We start from the raw sequence: 18,731 nt of genomic DNA on the forward strand, positions 1-18,731 counted from the left end.
GGATTAACTTTATTACCGGGGTATTTTGATGGACAACACATCAGAGCAGTCTTCTGCTGCCCAGCCTTCTGACAAAAAAACATCGTCATCCAATCCTGTCAAACGGAAAATCTGGCTTGCGGGAACCTCCTTACTCTTTATTGTGCTGCTGGCCGGTTATTTGATTTACTGGCTGATGGTACTGCGTTATCAGGAATATACCGATGATGCCTACGTCGTGGGGCTTCAGGTGCCGGTCGTGGCACAAACCACCGGTAATGTGACGCAGGTGAATTTTGAGAATACCGATCTGGTGCGTGCCGGTGATGTGCTGGTGGTGCTGGATAAAACCAATGCTGAACTGGCTTACGCACAGGCGCGCCATGACCTGGCGGCAACCGTGCGTCAGACTCAGGAGCTCTATTTTAACCGTGATCAGCTCAGTGCGGTCATCGCACAGAAAAAAGTGATGCTGAATCAGGCGCAGAGTGACTATGCCCGCCGCAGTGTGTTAGGACAGCGGGGGACTATCTCCAAAGAAGACTTACAGCACTCACGTGAAGCTGTTGAAGAGGCTCAGGCATCCCTGAATGCGTCTGTTCAGCAACTGAATGCCACCAAAGCATTACTGAAAACCACGGCACTGGCTGATCAGCCTGCCGTATTACAGGCTGCGGATAAAGTCCGCGATGCCTGGATTAACTTACAGCGTACAGAAATCCGCAGTCCGTTTACCGGTTATGTCTCCCGCCGTAATGTGCAGGTCGGGGCTCAGGTCAGCCCTAATGCTTCTCTGATGGCGATTGTGCCGGTCGAGCCGGTCTGGATAGATGCCAACTTTAAAGAAACACAGCTCAGCGGTGTGCGGATCGGACAACCGGTCACGATCACCAGTGATTTTTACGGCGACAAAGTTATCTTTAACGGTACGGTGGCCGGGCTGGATATGGGCACCGGCAGTGCTTTCTCCCTGCTGCCTGCGCAAAATGCCACCGGTAACTGGATCAAAGTGGTGCAGCGTCTGCCGGTCAGAGTTGAGCTGGACCCGCAGCAGGTTGCCAGATATCCGCTGCGTATCGGCTTGTCGATGAACGTGACCATCGAAACCAAAAACAGCGATGGTCCGGTACTGGCTAATATTCAGCGTGATACACCGGCCTTTAAGAGTGATGTGCTGATCCCGGATCTGGCTCCGGTCAATGCGGTGATTGCGCAAATCATTACCGATAACGCCAGTTAATCAGCGCGGGGCTTTATTGTGGCTAATCAACCGTTAACCGGCATGAAACTGGTCTGGGCGACTATCGCGCTGTCGATGGCCACCTTTATGCAGGTGCTGGACTCCACCATTGCCAACGTGGCGATCCCGACCATTTCCGGCAATCTCGGTGCCTCTGTCTCACAGGGCACCTGGGTTATTACCTCGTTCGGGGTATCCAACGCGATTTCCATTGCCATCACGGGCTTTCTGGCAAAACGTTTCGGGGAAGTGCGGGTCTTTATCTGGTCCACCGGGCTGTTTACCCTGACTTCACTGATGTGCGGATTGTCAGACAGCCTGGAAATGCTGATTTTCTTCCGCGTGTTACAGGGCGGGGTGGCAGGGCCGATAATTCCGCTTTCACAGAGCCTGCTGCTGAAAAGCTACCCGCCTGCCAAACAGAATACCGCTCTGGCACTCTGGTCGATGACTATCATTCTGGCACCGGTATTCGGGCCGATTATGGGCGGTTATATCAGTGATAACTTTCACTGGGGCTGGATTTTCTTTATCAACGTCCCTATCGGGATTGTGGTGGTCATTGCCAGTATGATGCTGCTGCGCGGTATGGAATCCAAAGTGACAAAGGTTCCGCTCAATGTGATTGGCTTGTCGCTGCTGGTGGTCGGGATCGGTTGTCTGCAAATCCTGCTGGATAAAGGGAAAGATCTCGGCTGGCTGGAGTCGGATGAAATTGTCGCACTGGCCGTTATTGCCACTATTGCGCTGGTCTTCCTGGTGATTTGGGAACTGACGGATAAAAACCCGATTGTGGAGCTGTCGCTGTTTAAGTCGCGTAACTTTACTATCGGCACATTGTCAGTCAGCCTGGCGTATATGGTCTATTTCGGCGCGATTGTGCTGTTGCCGCAGTTGCTTCAGGAGGTCTACGGCTATACCGCGGAATGGGCGGGGCTGGCGCTGGCGCCTATCGGACTGGTGCCGATACTGATCTCCGCGTTTGTCGGTAAGCTTTCCAATGTGGTGGACTTGCGCTGGATTGTAACCTTTAGTTTCATGGTGTATGCCGTCTGCTTTTACTGGCGCGCCTATACTTTTGAGCCGCAGATGGGATTCTACGCCTCTGTCTGGCCGCAGCTGGTTCAGGGGTTCGCAGTGGCCTGCTTCTTTATGCCGCTGACCACCATCACGCTTTCCGGCCTGCCGCCGGAGAAACTGGCCTCCGCTTCTGCGCTGGCAAACTTCTTCCGGACACTGGCGGGATCGGTCGGTACATCGATCACCACAACACTGTGGAGCCGTCGTGAATCGTTACATCATTCTCAGCTGACGGAGTCCGTCACCGCGTATAATCCGGAATCAGTACAGATGTATCAGGAGATGGCGCAGCACGGGTTATCACAGGCGCAGACCTCCGCTTATCTGGCGAAGGAGATCACCGCCCAGGGGCTGATTATCAGTGCCAATGAAATTTTCTGGCTCTCCGGCGGTATTTTTATCGGATTGATTGTTCTTGTCTGGTTTGCCCGGCCGCCGTTTGCCACAAAATCTTGATAAGCGCTACAGTTATAAGGAAGTGTAACCGGCAGGCTGCCGGTTACCGGACGCAATGAAAAGGGGTTTTTCATGACATTTAAACGAATTGTGCTTGCCGGGGCGGTCGCGTCGGCCACCTTACTGGCCGCACAGATTGCTTCAGCCTGCACCCGCCTGGTGTATCTCGGCGATGATTCACAGGTGATTACCGCCCGGTCAATGGACTGGAAAAGTGATGTCGGTACCAATTTATGGATCTTCCCGCAGGGGATGGAACGTGATGGCGCCGCCGGGCCAAATTCCGTGAAATGGGTGTCAAAATACGGCAGTGTGGTGGCATCCGGTTATGATGTTTCCACGACAGACGGGATAAATGAAAAGGGATTGTCCGCAAACCTGTTGTGGCTGGTGGAATCTGTTTATCCGACACCGGAAAGTAATAAACCAACGCTGAGTATTTCAGCCTGGGCACAGTATGTGCTGGATAATTACGCGACAGTTGAAGAGGCCGTTACTGCTCTGGAAAAAGAGCCGTTCGCGGTGATTACAGATAAAGTTCCGGGTGAAGAGCGTCTGGCAACGCTGCACCTTTCATTATCAGATGCTTCCGGTGACAGTGCTATCATTGAATATATTGATGGTAAGCAGGTTATTCATCACAGCCGTAAATATCAGGTAATGACCAACTCCCCGGTCTTCAGTGAACAACTGGCACTGGACAGCTACTGGCAGCAGATTAACGGTACTGTGATGCTGCCGGGCACTAACCGTTCAGCAGACCGTTTTGCACGTGGTTCTTTCTATATCAATGCCATTCCGAAAGCGACCTCGCCGAATAAAGCGGTGGCTTCTGTTTTCAGTGTGATCCGCAATGTGTCTGTGCCGTTCGGGCTGAATACCGAAGAAGAGCCGAATATCTCTTCCACCCGCTGGCGCACAGTGGCGGATCACAAACGGCAGATTTATTTCTTTGAATCAGCTCTGACACCGAATATCTTCTGGGTTGATCTGAAGAAAGTGGATTTCAGCAAAGAAAACGGCAAAGTGAAGAAACTCGATTTGGGGCCGGAACAGCAAAATATTTATTCCGGTGATGTGGCCAATGATTTCACTGATGCCAAACCTTTCGTGTTCCAGGGAATAAACGAAGCTATCGCCCGTCAGAAATAAAAATCGTTTACGCCTCACCGGAAAGGTTATAAGATGTATTTAAAATGCATCTTTAAGGTGAGGCGTAAAATGGAAAACACAGTCTGTTATAAAACCCTGCCGGTCTGGCAAAAAAATACTATCCCGATGGCCTTTATGGATCGCCATAATACGGCAGAAGGTACGTGGGCGCAGCTGACGGTACTGGCAGGGGAGATGGATTTTGTCGTTTTCGGTGAAAACGGCGAAGAGACCCGCTACCACTTTGATACCACACATCAGCCGCCGCGCCTTGACCCGCAGGTGTGGCACAAAATTGAATCTGTCAGTGATGATATTTCCTGTCAGCTCGCTTTTTGGTGCCGTCCCGAAGATGAATTCTATAAAATCCACGGACTGACCCGCCCGCATTCTGAAGTCCGTGAACTGGTGACAATGACCAAACCGGGTAAAACACTCGATTTAGGCTCCGGTCGCGGGCGCAACAGCTTTTTCCTGGCACAGCTCGGCTATGATGTAACAGCCATGGATATCAATCCGCAGCATATTCAGGCGATTGAGGATGTTAAATCCGCAGCGGAGATCAGCAATATCCGCACGCAGGTCTATGATATCAACCAGCATGCGTTGCAGGATGATTATGACATCATTATTTCCACCGTGGTGCTGATGTTCCTGAAAAGAGAGAATATTGCCGCGATCGTCGCCGATATGCAGGCCCATACCCGTCCGGACGGGTATAACCTGATTGTCTGTCCGGTGGAAACAGAAAATATGCCGTATGATGAGCTGCCGTTTGACTGCTTCCTGAAACCGGGGGAATTATCCGGTTATTATGCGGACTGGGAGATCCTGAAATACAACGAAAATCCGGGACATCTTCACCGCACTGATGCGGCAGGCAACCGGATACGGCTGAATTTTGCCACCCTGATTGCCCGCAAAAAAGCCTGATTATTATTACCCTCGCGGCGCGTCACCGGTTTTTTCCGGCGGCGTGCCGTTTTGCATCAGTATCCGCTCCAGCAGTACAGAATAGAGCGGACGCCCGCCCAGATACTGCGCCACCAGAGTTGCCCCCAGACACGTGATAATCATCGGCAGGATCAGCTGATAGTTATCCGTCATCTCCAGTACCAGTACAATGCCGGTCAGCGGTGCGCGGACTGTGGCAGCAAAGAGAGCACCCATCCCCGCAATGGCGAAAGTTGCCGGTTCAATCTGATACTGCGGAAACAGCAGCATGGCAGCATAACCGAAGAAACTGCCGAACAGGGTACCGAGCGCAAGTGTCGGCGCAAAAATCCCGCCGGGCGCACCGGAACTGAAGCAGATAACTGTGGTCAGTACACGGAACAGAAAGATCATCAGAATACCGGTCAGCGAATAGTGCAGCGCGGCAACATCCGGAATCACCGCGAACCCGCCACCGGTTACCTGCGGCCAGTACAGCCCGGCAATACCGCATAACCCGCCGATCAGCCCGCCGGTGGCGACAAAGCGGGATGTTTTATCCTGATAAAAACGGCGGAACAGTGTCTGCATGGTGAGCAGAAAACGGTTGAACATCACACCAATCACACCGAAAACCATTCCCAGCACCAGATAGAGCCAGAGTGTATTCAGCGGGGCTGCATGATATTTTCCGATATCGAGAATCGCTGAACCGCTGTTAAATGTCTGAAAAACAATGCTCGACATGATCACGCCGATAAAAACAGCTTTGATAGAAATCAGACTGTAACGGAACTGCGGGCGCATCTCCTCGATAATAAACAGTATCCCCGCGAGCGGAGCGTTGAATGCGGCGGTCAGACCGGCGGCGGCACCGGTCGCCAGTAAGGTATGCCGGGATTCTTTATTTTTCACGCCGGTCAGCGCACTGACCAGTCCGCTGATATTTGCACCTAACTGCACGGTCGGGCCTTCACGTCCCAGCACCATACCGGAACCGAGAGTTCCCAGGCCGCCGATAAATTTCACCGGCAGTACCCGCCACCAGCGTACCGGGCGCACATCCTGCAATGCCCCTTCAATTTCCGGGATACCCGATCCGCCGGATTCCGGCGAAAAACGCCGCACCAGCCAGTAGCCTGACATGGCGAGCAGAGCTGAGATAATAAACATCAGCGGGATCAGTACGATTTTATTCTCCGTCAGTGAAGACAGGGAGCTGACCCGGTACTCACTCACCCAATTGACCCCGCGTTCAAACAATACACCGGTAAAACCGGCGAGTCCGCCGACAACAGCTGCCAGCAGCAGAACAGTGACAGGGGCGAGATTGCGTTCTTTAAGGCGTTTGAGCACACGATAACGGCGTTTGAGCGTGGCTGCCGTATGCGGCAAAGCATCTGACATGGCTGAATATGACCTGTTACAAATAAAAATTACTTACTATTTTAATTCAATTTGTGACAAGTGACACCCTTCACAGATTCAAAAATCCGACACCAATCCGGACGTTTTTTGTTCGCATTCCGGGCGTTTTTCCGCTTTATTAATAAATGATAAATAAATGTTATTTATATGTGACGCGTAAAATAAAAAAGTAACAGGGCCGGTCAGGAGGCGTGAATGGATTTAATAACGGAGTGGCTGGGCGCGCTGAACGGCGTGGTGTGGGGAGTGCCGATGCTGGTGGGTATACTGGGTGTCGGGTTATATATGCAGATTCGGCTGGGTTTTTTACCGATACGTAAACTGGGGACCGGGTTTAAATTATTATTTCAGCGCAATGAATCCCGCGGGGAAGGACAGATCTCCCCGTTTAATGCTCTGATGACGGCCTTGTCCGCGACGATCGGCACCGGGAATATCGCCGGGGTGGCGACGGCGGTGGTGATGGGCGGGCCGGGAGCACTGTTCTGGATGTGGATGACCGCGCTGGTCGGTATGGCGACAAAATATTCTGAAGCCGTGCTGGCGGTACGTTATCGTGAAGTGGATAAATACGGGCAGTATGTCGGCGGCCCGATGTACTACATCAAAAATGGTCTCGGTCCGAAATGGGTCTGGCTGGGAACGTTGTTTGCGGTGTTTGGTGCCTGTGCCGGGTTTGGTATCGGAAATACGGTTCAGGCCAACTCGGTGGCGGATGTGCTGGAGAGTAATTTCGGCGTCAACAAATGGGTGACCAGTGTGGCGCTGGTGCTGCTGGTCGGTGCGGTACTGATCGGCGGGATACGCCGTATCTCGGATGTGGCCGGTAAACTGGTGCCGTTTATGACAGTCGGTTACTTTGGCGCCGGTCTTGTGGTGCTGGCACTGAATATCAGTGAAATTCCGGCAGCATTCTCCCTCATTGTGACCTCAGCTTTCACACCGGTGGCGGCACAGGGCGGATTTGCCGGGGCGACAGTCTGGGCGGCGATACGTTTCGGGGTGGCGCGCGGCGTGTTCTCCAACGAAGCGGGGCTGGGAAGTGCGCCGATAGCGCATGCTGCCGCGAAAACCCAGAACCCGATCCGTCAGGGGCTTATCGCGATGCTCGGCACCTTTATTGATACCATTATTGTCTGTTCTGTTACCGGACTGACCATTGTGATTATGGGCGGCTGGCTGACAGCGGAAACCGGTGCCACACTGACCGCATCCTCTTTCAAAGCCGCGATTCCGGGCGGGAACTATATTGTGGCGATAGCACTGACCATTTTTGCGTTTACCACGATCCTCGGCTGGAGTTTCTACGGTGAGAAGTGTGTTCAGTATCTGTTCGGCGTGAAGGCAATTAAGATTTTCCGTGTATTGTGGCTGATTGCGTTACCGGTTGGTGCCACACAGTCACTGGAATTTGTGTGGCTGCTGGCCGATACCCTGAATGCGATGATGGCTATTCCGAACCTGATCGCACTGATCTTATTAAGTCCGGTGGTATACCGTCTGACGCGTGATCATATCCGGGATGTTAATGCGGACAGTATTGATATGGCAAATGAGTTATATCAGAAGAAATAATCACAGAGATTTAAACAGAAATAATAACGGGCAGGAAACTGCCCGTTATTATTCACACTGTGCTCAGGGTTGCAGCCAGAACAGGCCGCTGCCGTCCAGAGCGGTAAAGGTTTTATGCAGCTTCAGGCTGTCGGCCTGCGGGTCGAGTTCAGGAAACAGATCCGGATGCAGCATTTTGGCGATAACTTCCACGGCAATAATATTGAATGGGGTGTCATAGTATTGCTGATACAGCGCCAGCACCTGCTTTTGCTGATAAGCGGTGAGATATTGCAGTTTTGACCGGGACATCAGTTTTTCCAGCGCCGGTACTGCCCGTTCCGCAGAGCCGGTATAACCGAGCGGTACTGAGACACTGCCTTTGCGGGTATTTTCCCAGTCAGCAACGGTCATCAGATAAAATTGCGGATCAGCCGCAATAATCTGTTCTTCATTCACTTCACCGCCCATACCATTTTTAAACCAGTCGGCACCGAGGTTATGTCCCCCGGCTGCGGCGACAAACTCCCCGAAATTACCGTTACCAAAGGTTTTACAGCAACTGTTTTCCCCGGCAAGACCTGCTGCCCGCTCGATAAAGACTGTCGGCTTTTTGTCTTCCGGGATGTTTGCAACACGGGAGCGGATAAGATCCAGTCGCTGACGGTAGAAATCATTAAACGCTGCGGCCTGTTTTTCCTGCCCGAATACTTGACCCAAAAGCGTCATGCTTGACATGGTGTTTTGCAGCGGGTACTGACGAAAATCGATAAAAATAACCGGAATGCCACTTTTTTCCAGCAAATCCAGTGTGCCGCTTTCTGTCAGTTTGCTTTGCAGTCCGGTATCGAAAATCACCAGGTCCGGCTGATACGTCAGCGCTTTTTCAACACTGAAATCCGATGTGTACGGGTTCGGAAACACTGGAATGTCTTTCAGTTGCGGAAACTGCTTTTCATAAGCGATACGCAGATCCGGCGCTTTTTTGCTCAGTGCATCATCCCATGCGGCGATGCCTTTCAGTGGCTCAGACGGATGCAGGATATTCAGGGCAACCAGTACCCGGCTGTCAGCCAGCATAATACGGGACACCGGGGCATTGACGGTGACTGTCCGCCCGGCGATATCCGTCACAGTAACCGGAGCCGCTGCGGCGCTGAACGGCACCAGTGCCGCGAGTGCGGCACAGACGGTGAAGATAAGTGCCGGAAGACGTCCGGCGCTGCGGAATACAGTTTTCATGATAGTCAGTGACCTTTAAAACTTCACGGAAGCTTGTGCGAAGAAGGTTCGCGGCTGTCCGGCATAAATGCCGTAGTTATTATCTGTCGAACGGGTAAAGCTGGCCTGATCGAACAGGTTTTTTACCCCGGCAGACAGTGTCAGATCTGACCATTGCGGGCCGAAATGATACTCTGCACGGGCATCCCACATCATATAACCCGGAATAATGCCGTAACGCCCGTCAGCACTGCCTTCGGTAATGTAATTTTTCCCGGTTCCCGGTGATTGCTGTTTTGACTGCGCATAGGTGTTGAGATTCCACACCCAGTTTCCGGTTTCATAACGGGCACCGGCAGTAAAGAGCTGGCGGGAGTAGAACGGCAGATCTTTATCCGCAAAATTACCGCGTTTGCTGACTGCTTTTGTGTAGGTATAAGTGCTGTAGATACTGGCGCCGTCGAGCCATTTCGCTGTTTCACTCAGGTCGTAATTCAGCGCCAGTTCCACCCCCTGATGGGTGGTCGCGCCGAGGTTTGTCCAGCCGGTTGAATTTTCAATGTATTGCAGCTGATCATTGAAATCGATATAGAACAGGGTCATTTCCGCCGAGAGCAGCCCGTCATCAAACCGTGTTCCGGCTTCATAGTTATGGGCTTTTTCCGCACTCAGGCCGTTTGCCGGATCATTACCTGCGCCGCCGGTATTGAGCTGGAAATATTGCAGGCTGCCGAATGAACTGCCCGCATTCGCAAACAGCTTCCACTGATCATCAATATGATAAATCACGGACAGCGCCGGTAACGGCTCGCTGTAACTCTTGCTGCGGAACTGATTACGGAAACCGTCATCCAGATGAATGTTTATATTTTCATAACGCAGGCCGGGAATTACCGTCCAGTTACCGAAATTAATGGTGTCATCAATATAGACAGCATGGGCTTCAGTCCCGCCGGAGGTGTGCTGATAGTAGCTGTCGGTCTGCGGGCGTGAGCCTTGTGAACCGGTCGGATACCAGCCGGAACGGTAGGCTTTTTCATCTGCCGTTTCATTCAGATAACGGTAACCGAAGGTAATTTCATGGGACTGGTTATCAAAACGAAACAGCTGTGAATAGCTTGGTTCAATGGCGTAAGCGGTGTAGTGACGCGGATAGGAAACAAGACGGCTCTTACCGGCACTCGCATTTGTTCCCTCGCTTTCAATATAACTGCCACGGTAGCTTTTGCTGAACCAGGTCAGTAATTCAAACTGTTTGTCATCTTCCTGATGGCGGTATTTAAAGGACATATCCTGACGGTTGCCTTCAAAACGGTCAAACGGACGAACTGACTGATAAGGATCGGCTTTGTACTGCGCTTCCGACAGGCCGCCCGGCATCCCGGATTGCGCATGATAATAGTGGAAGTTTGCCAGCAGTTCATCGGTATCACTGAAGGCGTAACAGGTTTTCAGGATAATGTCATCGATATCGGTATTGTCGTTATTTTTGCGGTAACCCTGGCCGTGCAGGCCGGAGTAAAGCAGCATCGCGCCCGCAGAGCCATCTGCGGATGAACCGCCGACAGAAGCATCGGTCAGGGTTTTCAGCCCGCCGGTGCGTGCGCCCTGAGTTTTGACAGAGGCGGAACCGCTGAAGGTTTCCGGAATCGGTTTGGTGACAAAGTTAATCACGCCGCCGACGTTTTGCGGCCCGTAACGGACAGAGGTGGCGCCGCGCATCACATCAATGCTGCTGATGGAGCCTAAAGAGAGTGGTGACATCGATAACTGAGGCTGTCCGTAAGGGGCGGCAGCCAGCGGAATACCGTCGAGCAGAATGGTGGAGCGCGGGGAAAGCCGTGCCGGAAGCCCGCGGATACCGACATTGAGTGAGACATCGCTGCCGCCGGTGCCGTTACTGTCCCGTACCTGGACGCCCGGGATACCGCGCAGGGCATCCGCGATGGTTTCCGCACCGGACTCATCGATTTGTTTTTTGGTTTTGATGGTGCGGGCGCCGCCGTGGTTCAGCAAAATATCACTGTTATCCGTGTTATCCAGCCAGTTACCGACAACGACGATCGGGGTTTCGGTATCTGCGGTGGCGGCGAGACTGCCGCTGCTGATAAAAGCGAGTGCCAGCGCCAGCGGAGTGAGGCGGGCAGGGCGGTAGTATGCGTTACAGGAATCAGTCATCACTCAGTTTTCCGTGAGAATTTAAGAAAGCAAATGATAATTATAACCATTACCGGTGCGCAATGGTTTTTTAACGGAAAGTTACTAAGATGCTGATTTTATGATTCAGAATTTAGTTACAAAATGATTGATGCTGTAGTTATTTTCGGTGTGAATGTGAGCTTGCTGTTTTAGCGGGGAACAGGCGGTTTTATGGATTAGTCCGCCCGTTATCCCGGGAGAGGGCAGATATGTCAGCAATCGGGTTCATCACCGCATAAATAAGAATCAACCCATTCATTCTTTTCGCGGAACAGGTAGATATATTTACCATCAGGAAAGCGGATATCACCGGCACCGCTTGATGATATTCGCCATTCACCTGTCTGACCATTTTCAAGTTCAAGATTGCCGTATGAAATACAGGATGAATAATAATCATGATCCCATGACATGTCTGATGATGTCTCTGCTGACCGGAAGTAATTGATCAGTTGTTCTTTATTTGGTGTGAATTTTTTACAGGCATTAACTTCGCCCGCAGGGGGATTTTTTGTGACAGTGATTCCTGAGTTTTCTATTTCTATATTTTTTACAGACATAGCATTCATTGTTTCAGGAATGAGAGCTATAGTAAGTAACAGGATAGAAAATTTATTTACCATGATGCAGTACTCGCTTCAGTTGTGTTTTTTCTTGCTACATCAGGATGTTTATATACTTCAGATATTGAAATATCCAATGTTTCTAAAAGTTCTGATATCAGCCATTTAAGAGATGCATTTTGTTTGCTGTTCACTGCGTCATATATGTCTTTATTATCACTGTCACGTTCATAGTAACCGACAATTTCAATGCCGATACTATCAGTATTACTTGGGTAGCGATCCGGAAATGACTTTGCCTTCTCTATATCTGATATAGCTTTAGTTCTGAATTTATTTTCCAGGTCTGCCATTTTTTTGAGTTCAGATGGTTCACATTTTTTTGTAATAACACATCTCGATTTCATTTTTCCTAAATGCCACGTTGTTTTAAACAACGAAGCCGTCTGATAAATCACGCCTTCTTTATCAATTAAGAAGTGAGCACCATTACTGCCGGCATGGCTGTAACTGTTAAAGACATGTGTTTCAGCAGGCGTACCAGTCTGGTGAACAATAATGCCGTTCACTTTATCCATCGGGTCGCGCTCGATTTTACTGAATCGCTTAATGGTAATGCGGTTTGATTTTACTAATCCGTTATCATCAATATATAACATTTTATCCATCCTCTGCTCAGTTTCCTTACCGGTTTATATCACGCCGCTGTATCTCAAACTATCGGACAATCCCTTAGTCAATATAACGTTTAACATACTGTAAATGTTAATCATTCGCGATAGTGATGTGTCGTGCCGGTTAATTTTTGCTTTAGATCAAGCAAAGCAATGATAGTCAGGAAAACCCCTTTTCACCGGTCTGAAATGGCGTATTCTTATGTTGCATATGAAATACAACTTATAAGGAAGCAAGAGCATGTACTGTGTGCAATGTGAACAAACGATGCGTACGCCTGTGGGTAATGGCTGTGCCTATGCTCAGGGCATGTGCGGTAAAACCGCAGAAACATCTGACTTACAGGATCTGCTGGTGGCAGTGCTGGAAAGTCTTTCAGCGTGGGCGGTTGCTGCGCGTGAATCAGGTATCATCGATCACGACACAGACAGCTTTGCGCCGCGTGCGTTTTTCTCTACATTAACCAACGTTAACTTCGATTCTGATCGCATCATCGGTTATGCGCAGGAAGCGATTGTGATGCGTGACAGCCTGATGAAACGCTGCCTGGCGAAAAATCCGGCACTGGTTGTGAATCACCCGTTAGCAAACCTGCAACTGAAGGGCACGGATATTGCGTCACTGGTGAAACAGGCGGATGAGTTTGCCCTGAATAAAGATAAGCAGGCTATCGGTGATGATATTCACGGTCTGCGTATGCTCTGCCTGTACGGCCTGAAAGGGGCGGCGGCCTATATGGAGCACGCTCATGTGCTGGGCAAATTCAGCGATGAGATTTACGGCCAGTACCATGAAATCATGGCGTGGCTGGGTACTGATCCGTCTGACATGGGTGAGCTGCTCAACCAGTCCATGGCGATCGGTATGATGAACTTTAAAATCATGGAAATGCTGGATGCCGGTGAGACTGAAGCTTATGGTCACCCGACCCCGTCTTCCGTGAACGTCCGTCCGGTGGCAGGTAAAGCGATACTGATCTCCGGTCATGACCTCAAAGATCTGCATATGCTGCTGCAACAGACAGAAGGCACCGGTGTGAATATTTACACCCATGGTGAAATGCTGCCTGCTCACGGCTATCCGGAACTGAAAAAATACAAACATCTGGTCGGTAACTACGGCAGCGGCTGGCAGAATCAGCAGACTGAGTTTGCCAAATTCCCTGGCCCGATTCTGATGACTTCCAACTGTATTCTGGATCCGAATCCGGGCAGTTACACTGACCGTATCTGGACCCGCAGTATCGTCGGCTGGCCGGGCGCGAAACACCTGAACGGTGATGATTTCAGCGATATTATCGCGCAGGCTCAGGCGATGGACGGCTTCCCGTACAGCGAAATCGAGCACCTGATCACCGTCGGTTTCGGCCGTGAAACGCTGCTCAATGCCGCAGATACCGTGATTGATCTCGTTGCCACCGGCAAACTGCGTCACGTGTTCCTCGTCGGCGGGTGCGACGGCAGCCGCGGTGAGCGCAGCTACTACACTGATTTTGCCCGTCAGGTTCCTCAGGACTGTCTGATTATGACCCTGGCCTGCGGTAAATACCGTTTCAACAAGCTGGATTTCGGTACTCTGGAAGGTTTACCGCGTCTGCTTGATGTCGGTCAGTGCAACGATGCTTACTCTGCCATTATGCTGGCCGTGAAACTGGCTGAGAAACTGGGCTGCGGCGTGAATGATCTCCCGCTGACACTGGTACTCTCCTGGTTTGAACAGAAAGCGATTGTGATTCTGCTGACCCTGCTGGCGCTGGGCGTGAAGGATATCTTCACCGGTCCTACCGCACCGGCATTCCTGACAGACAATCTGCTGAATGTACTGAATGAAAAATTCGGTATGCGTCCGATTACCACTGTAGAAAATGATTTACACGCTGTGTTAGGCGCGTAATTGCTGTAACTGTTAGCACCGGAGAGGGCGGTAACGCGCTCTCCGGCACGGAGTCAGGAGAGCCCGATGACAATGCCGACGTCTTTATGTCCGAACCGCATGCAGGTCCATTCTGTCAGGCAGGAAACCCCGGATGTGTGGACTATCAATCTGATTAACCACGATTTTTATCAGTATCACGCAGGGCAGTATGCGCTGGTGAGTATCCGCAACAGTGATGAGACACTGCGTGCTTATACCTTATCGTCCACACCGGGACTGAGCCCGTTCCTGAGCCTGACGGTACGCCGTCTTGATGACGGACAAGGGTCCGGCTGGCTGACCGGAGAAGTGAAACCGGGTGATTACCTGTGGCTGTCTGACGCACAGGGTGAATTTACCTGTGATGCACGCCCTGCAGAGCGCTATCTGATGCTGGCAGCCGGTTGCGGCGTGACACCGGTGATGTCGATGACCCGCTGGATCCTGCATCGTCAGCCTGAAAGTCAGGTGACCGTGATCTTTAACGTGCGTGATAAGCAGCAGGTGATTTTTGCTCAGGAATGGCAGCAGTTATTGTCGGCATTCCCGGCCCGCCTGCGCCTGATTCTGATGGTGGAAAACAGTGATGAGACGGATGAATTGTTATCAGGCCGGTTATCAGAAGAAAAACTGAAATCCCTGATCCCGGATATCGCACAGCATACCGTTATGACCTGTGGCCCGGCGCCGTATATGAAGAATGTGCAGACATTTTGTCAGGCGCTGAATGTGGACCCGGGCTGTTTCTTTATGGAGCGTTTCGGGCCGGAGCCGGAAGCAGAAGCCGGAGAGCAGATGGTCACTATGACTATTCAGTCTCCTTTGCGTCAGGTAAAAGTGCCTGTCGGTATGACGCTGCTGGCGGCGATGGAAGCCAACAGTGTGCCGGTGATGGCGGCCTGCCGCGCCGGTGTCTGCGGCAGCTGTAAAACCCGCGTACGCAGCGGTGAATACACCACCACCAGCACCATGACGCTGACCCCGGAAGAGATTGAGCAGGGTTATGTTCTTGCGTGCAGCTGTCAGATTCAGGGCAATGTTGAATTAGCCTGATTGAGAATCATTCTGTATAATTGCAAAAAAGCGCCGTTTTCCGCGGCGCTTTTTCTGTTTCCGGCGGATAAACGCCGGGTTTCCGCTATGCTGTAAATGTGATCATAATAAAAAAGGATTTTCAGCAATGAATAAGACAGAATTTGTAACCCGTGCCCTGACTGACGTTCTCGGTGAACATATCGGTGATGAATCCCTGGTGGAACAGTATTTTTCCCGTGATTATGTTCAGGTGGTGAATGGCCAGACAATTGAGTTCCCCGCGTTTCTTGCCCATCTTAATGCCCTGAAAATGGCAACCCGCAGTATTACCATTGAGATTAAATCCATCGCAGAAGGCGAGTCCTGTGTACACACGCAGCATATCGCGAAGGCGGAAAAAATCAGTGGCGAACACGCCGCCTTTGAGGTTTTCGCCTGCTTCCGTCTGGCAGACGGTAAAATTGTCCGCTGTGAGGAAGTGACACGGCAGCTGACCGGTGATGAGAGCGATAACGATCTGGGTTCCCGGACCTGATTTCTAACCTCAATGGTTTCTAAACGAAATAGTAATAGTCCTCGCCATATAATTTCTGAGCGTTATAATTCGCGCCGCATTTAAGGTGCAGTATCTCGTTAGGCGAGGCTCCTATACAAACAAAGGTTGCTGATCTGACGACGTCGAGAGACGCCCAAGATTAGGACAGGTTATATCGAACAGAAGGTATAACCCGAGGTAACTTCCCGCAGTCTGCGGGATACGTTGTATAGTGCTAAAACCGAGACGTGAGATAGCCTACGCATTCTCTCATCTGGTTTCGCCCCTATTGGAGTGCTGTTTGAAGTCCATAACAGACATAGGGTCACACATCATGAAATTAACCAACTACGAAAAAGCGGATGCGCTGGTCATTTCCGCGCCATCCGTTAATCCGCCACACCATACCGATCGTCCGCAGCGTAATGATGAAGACGCCGTCAGTGCTTACATGAGTCAGGCGTATATCCGCGTGACCGTGTCAGACACGATTGCAGCCGTCAAACATACACTGCGTGAGGAACTGGACGGTGAGCAGATCCCCACTTATTTATATGTACTGGATGAGGATAATTACCTGAATGGTATCCTGCCGGTCAAAGCCCTGCTGACCGCAGCGGAAGATACGTTTGTCGCGGATGTGATGCGCCAGACCTGTTTCTCTGTGTCACCGGAGCAGTCCCGGCACGACGTGTACGAGCTTATCAACAACAGCGGGATTGATACTGTACCGGTGGTACAGTTCGGCAAGCTGGCCGGTATTCTGCGTCCGCAGGATATCGCGGAACTGATTGAAGATGAGAATACCCAGGATGCGGCATTACAGGGCGGCTCTCAGCCGCTGGATGAGCCTTATCTGAGCACCAGCCCGTTCACACTGTGGCGCAAGCGCGCAGTATGGCTGCTGATGCTGTTTGTGGCGGAAGCCTATACCGGTACGGTGCTCAAGGCATTTGAGGAGCAGCTGGAAGCGGCTATCTCACTGGCTTTCTTTATCCCGCTGCTGATCGGCACCGGGGGTAACAGCGGAACACAGATCACCTCGACGCTTGTCCGTGCGATGGCACTCGGAGAAGTCAGCCTGCGCAATATCGGTGCGGTGCTGCGCAAAGAGTTATCCACCTCACTGCTGGTCGCCTTTACCATGGGATGTGCGGGGATGATCCGCGCCTGGTTCCTGGGGGTCGGGCCGGAAGTGATGATGGTGGTCAGCCTGACACTGGTTTGTATCACGGTCTGGAGTGCGGTGGTATCTTCCATTATCCCGATGGTGCTCAAGCGTCTGAAAGTGGACCCGGCTGTTGTTTCCGCGCCGTTTATTGCCACTCTGATTGACGGCACCGGGCTGATTATCTACTTCGAGATGGCCAAGCTGATTATGACTGATCTGGTATAAGGTCGCCGGGGGATGATATTGCAGCCGCATTGTTATCCCACACCAGCGTACTTTTACACTGACGGCACAGGTACTGACTCTCCCCGCGCAACACTTTGTTGTGACGGCGGACAGTCAGTTCATGTGCCGTTTTGCATTGGCAGCGGTAGGTAAATGTCCGGCTGCGGACCGAGGTTACATCAAAGCGGTGTGTGCGGACGGCCGGGACACCGAGCACATCTGTCATCATCCACTGCCATTCCCGCCCGTGGGGGGCAACGCGGCCGAAACGACGGTAAACCAGCAGATGCGCCAGCTCATGAGGAACCACATCCTGTATGAATTCATGGCCGTTTTCAGTCAGTAATACCGGGTTGAGGCGGATTTCCCATGTTTGCAGGCGGGCACTGCCGGCCGTGGTACCGCGCTGACGGTAATTCAGTTCAGGTTCCGGATAATCTGTTTTCAGCACCAGACGGGCGCGGGTCAGATAATCACGCAGGGTCTGCATGCATGCCTGTTGTAATGCGGTGGGGATTCGGATCGGTTTCATAACCGGAAGCTTAGCGATACCGCCGTCAAGCTGCAACCGTTATCAGCATGTTGTATATGTTGCAAAATAATATTATATTAAATCATATAATGTCGTAAGGAATCAATTCATGACACCAACACAGCTTACCGATATGCAGGAAGCCGCCGCAGGCGTTGCTGCTCTGCTGAAAACACTGGGAAATCCGGATCGTCTGCTGCTGCTCTGCCAGCTGAGTCAGGGAGAAAGCAATGTCAGTGAACTGGAAGAGCGCACCGGCATCAATCAGCCGACATTGTCACAGCAACTGACGGTATTGCGTAATGACGGGCTGGTGAGTACCCGGCGTGAGGGAAAACGTATCTATTATTCCGTGACAGATGAAAAAGTTCTGATATTGCTGACGACGTTGTATCAGCTTTATTGTCCTGAAAAAAAAGGAAAATAATATGGTGATTGATAGCGCGGCGTTTACACCGGTCAGTGCGGCATTGGGCGGACTGATGATTGGTATCGCGGTTGCTGTGCTGTTGCTGTTTAACGGCCGGATTGCCGGTATCAGCGGGATCTTCGCCAATATGCTCACAAAACAGAGCGGCTGGCGGGTAGCATTTATTGCCGGACTGGCAGGTGCACCGTGGATTTACATGCTGTTTGCCGGACAACCGGATGTGGTGATTACAGCGGACTATCCGCTGCTGATCGCCGCCGGTCTGCTGGTCGGTTTCGGCACCCGGCTGGGTAACGGCTGTACCAGCGGGCACGGTATCTGCGGTATGGCGCGGCTGTCAAAACGATCATTTGCTGCGGTGGCGGTATTTATGGTCAGTGCCTTTCTGACTGTCTGGCTGATGAAATAA

At 51.5% G+C, this 18,731-nt stretch carries 17 protein-coding genes and 1 riboswitch; of the genes, 11 read left to right on the forward strand and 6 right to left on the reverse strand.

The features are described 5' to 3' along the window. Positions 1-28 precede the first annotated feature (28 nt). The 4 genes from R5268_RS08575 (at position 29) to tehB (ending at position 4,840) form a co-directional block, all read left to right on the forward strand. Complete coding sequence (locus R5268_RS08575) at positions 29-1,219, forward strand: EmrA/EmrK family multidrug efflux transporter periplasmic adaptor subunit (protein WP_317419192.1); 1,191 nt, start codon at positions 29-31, stop codon at positions 1,217-1,219. A 42-nt stretch (positions 1,220-1,261) separates the two neighbouring features. Next, positions 1,262-2,755 carry a DHA2 family efflux MFS transporter permease subunit gene (locus tag R5268_RS08580; protein ID WP_208323401.1) on the forward strand — a complete coding sequence of 498 codons (1,494 nt, stop codon included), beginning with the start codon at positions 1,262-1,264 and terminating at the stop codon, positions 2,753-2,755. A gap of 72 nt (positions 2,756-2,827) precedes the next feature. Next, positions 2,828-3,907, forward strand: coding sequence for a linear amide C-N hydrolase (locus R5268_RS08585; RefSeq protein WP_218454460.1), 1,080 nt, complete (start codon positions 2,828-2,830; stop codon positions 3,905-3,907). A 69-nt stretch (positions 3,908-3,976) separates the two neighbouring features. Further along, on the forward strand, positions 3,977-4,840 hold the full coding sequence (tehB, locus tag R5268_RS08590; RefSeq protein ID WP_317419193.1) for an SAM-dependent methyltransferase TehB: 864 nt from the start codon (positions 3,977-3,979) through the stop codon (positions 4,838-4,840). A 6-nt stretch (positions 4,841-4,846) separates the two neighbouring features. On the opposite strand, the gene clcA is transcribed toward tehB, so the two are convergent. Next, a complete protein-coding gene (gene clcA, locus R5268_RS08595) occupies positions 4,847-6,247 on the reverse strand; it encodes a H(+)/Cl(-) exchange transporter ClcA (RefSeq protein WP_107679021.1) in 1,401 nt (466 codons plus the stop codon). Positions 6,248-6,463: 216 nt separating this feature from the next. On the opposite strand from clcA, the gene R5268_RS08600 reads away from it, so the two are divergent. After that, positions 6,464-7,843 carry an alanine/glycine:cation symporter family protein gene (locus R5268_RS08600; RefSeq protein WP_107679020.1) on the forward strand — a complete coding sequence of 460 codons (1,380 nt, stop codon included), beginning with the start codon at positions 6,464-6,466 and terminating at the stop codon, positions 7,841-7,843. A gap of 63 nt (positions 7,844-7,906) precedes the next feature. Here R5268_RS08600 and R5268_RS08605 read toward each other — a convergent pair whose 3' ends face one another. From R5268_RS08605 to R5268_RS08620, 4 genes are all read right to left on the reverse strand, one after another. Next, entirely contained in the window at positions 7,907-9,064 is a 1,158-nt protein-coding gene (locus R5268_RS08605) for an ABC transporter substrate-binding protein (protein ID WP_317419195.1), read from the reverse strand. A 15-nt stretch (positions 9,065-9,079) separates the two neighbouring features. Further along, entirely contained in the window at positions 9,080-11,221 is a 2,142-nt protein-coding gene (locus R5268_RS08610; RefSeq protein ID WP_317419196.1) for a TonB-dependent siderophore receptor, read from the reverse strand. A 233-nt stretch (positions 11,222-11,454) separates the two neighbouring features. Then, positions 11,455-11,865: a hypothetical protein gene (locus tag R5268_RS08615; protein WP_146257287.1), complete on the reverse strand. Its 411-nt coding sequence runs from the start codon at positions 11,863-11,865 to the stop codon at positions 11,455-11,457. Then, a complete protein-coding gene (locus R5268_RS08620; protein ID WP_225914288.1) occupies positions 11,859-12,473 on the reverse strand; it encodes an N-acetylmuramoyl-L-alanine amidase in 615 nt (204 codons plus the stop codon). The genes R5268_RS08615 and R5268_RS08620 overlap by 7 nt, the downstream gene beginning before the upstream one ends. Positions 12,474-12,720: 247 nt before the next feature. Here R5268_RS08620 and hcp point away from each other — a divergent pair, with 247 nt between their 5' ends. The 4 genes from hcp (at position 12,721) to R5268_RS08640 (ending at position 17,360) form a co-directional block, all read left to right on the forward strand. Then, positions 12,721-14,373, forward strand: a complete 1,653-nt coding sequence (gene hcp, locus R5268_RS08625; RefSeq protein ID WP_317419197.1) for a hydroxylamine reductase — start codon at positions 12,721-12,723, stop codon at positions 14,371-14,373. A gap of 66 nt (positions 14,374-14,439) precedes the next feature. Beyond that, on the forward strand, positions 14,440-15,447 hold the full coding sequence (hcr, locus tag R5268_RS08630; protein ID WP_107679017.1) for an NADH oxidoreductase: 1,008 nt from the start codon (positions 14,440-14,442) through the stop codon (positions 15,445-15,447). Between the two features lie 127 nt (positions 15,448-15,574). Beyond that, entirely contained in the window at positions 15,575-15,964 is a 390-nt protein-coding gene (locus R5268_RS08635; RefSeq protein ID WP_107679016.1) for a nuclear transport factor 2 family protein, read from the forward strand. 87 nt (positions 15,965-16,051) lie between these two features. Continuing rightward, positions 16,052-16,224, forward strand: a riboswitch (M-box (ykoK) riboswitch). 74 nt (positions 16,225-16,298) lie between these two features. After that, positions 16,299-17,360: a magnesium transporter gene (locus R5268_RS08640; RefSeq protein WP_182105193.1), complete on the forward strand. Its 1,062-nt coding sequence runs from the start codon at positions 16,299-16,301 to the stop codon at positions 17,358-17,360. On the opposite strand, the gene R5268_RS08645 is transcribed toward R5268_RS08640, so the two are convergent. Then, on the reverse strand, positions 17,341-17,892 hold the full coding sequence (locus R5268_RS08645) for a SprT family zinc-dependent metalloprotease (protein ID WP_166708365.1): 552 nt from the start codon (positions 17,890-17,892) through the stop codon (positions 17,341-17,343). The genes R5268_RS08640 and R5268_RS08645 overlap by 20 nt on opposite strands. Before the next feature lie 109 nt (positions 17,893-18,001). Here R5268_RS08645 and R5268_RS08650 point away from each other — a divergent pair, with 109 nt between their 5' ends. Both R5268_RS08650 and R5268_RS08655 read left to right on the forward strand, forming a co-directional pair. Further along, positions 18,002-18,319, forward strand: a complete 318-nt coding sequence (locus tag R5268_RS08650; protein WP_182105191.1) for an ArsR/SmtB family transcription factor — start codon at positions 18,002-18,004, stop codon at positions 18,317-18,319. 1 nt (position 18,320) lies between these two features. Continuing rightward, a complete protein-coding gene (locus tag R5268_RS08655) occupies positions 18,321-18,731 on the forward strand; it encodes a YeeE/YedE family protein (RefSeq protein ID WP_317419198.1) in 411 nt (136 codons plus the stop codon).

Source organism: Morganella sp. BCCO 40_0007, assembly GCF_032989665.1.
In the GTDB taxonomy this organism is placed as follows: Bacteria; Pseudomonadota; Gammaproteobacteria; order Enterobacterales; family Enterobacteriaceae; genus Morganella; species Morganella sibonii.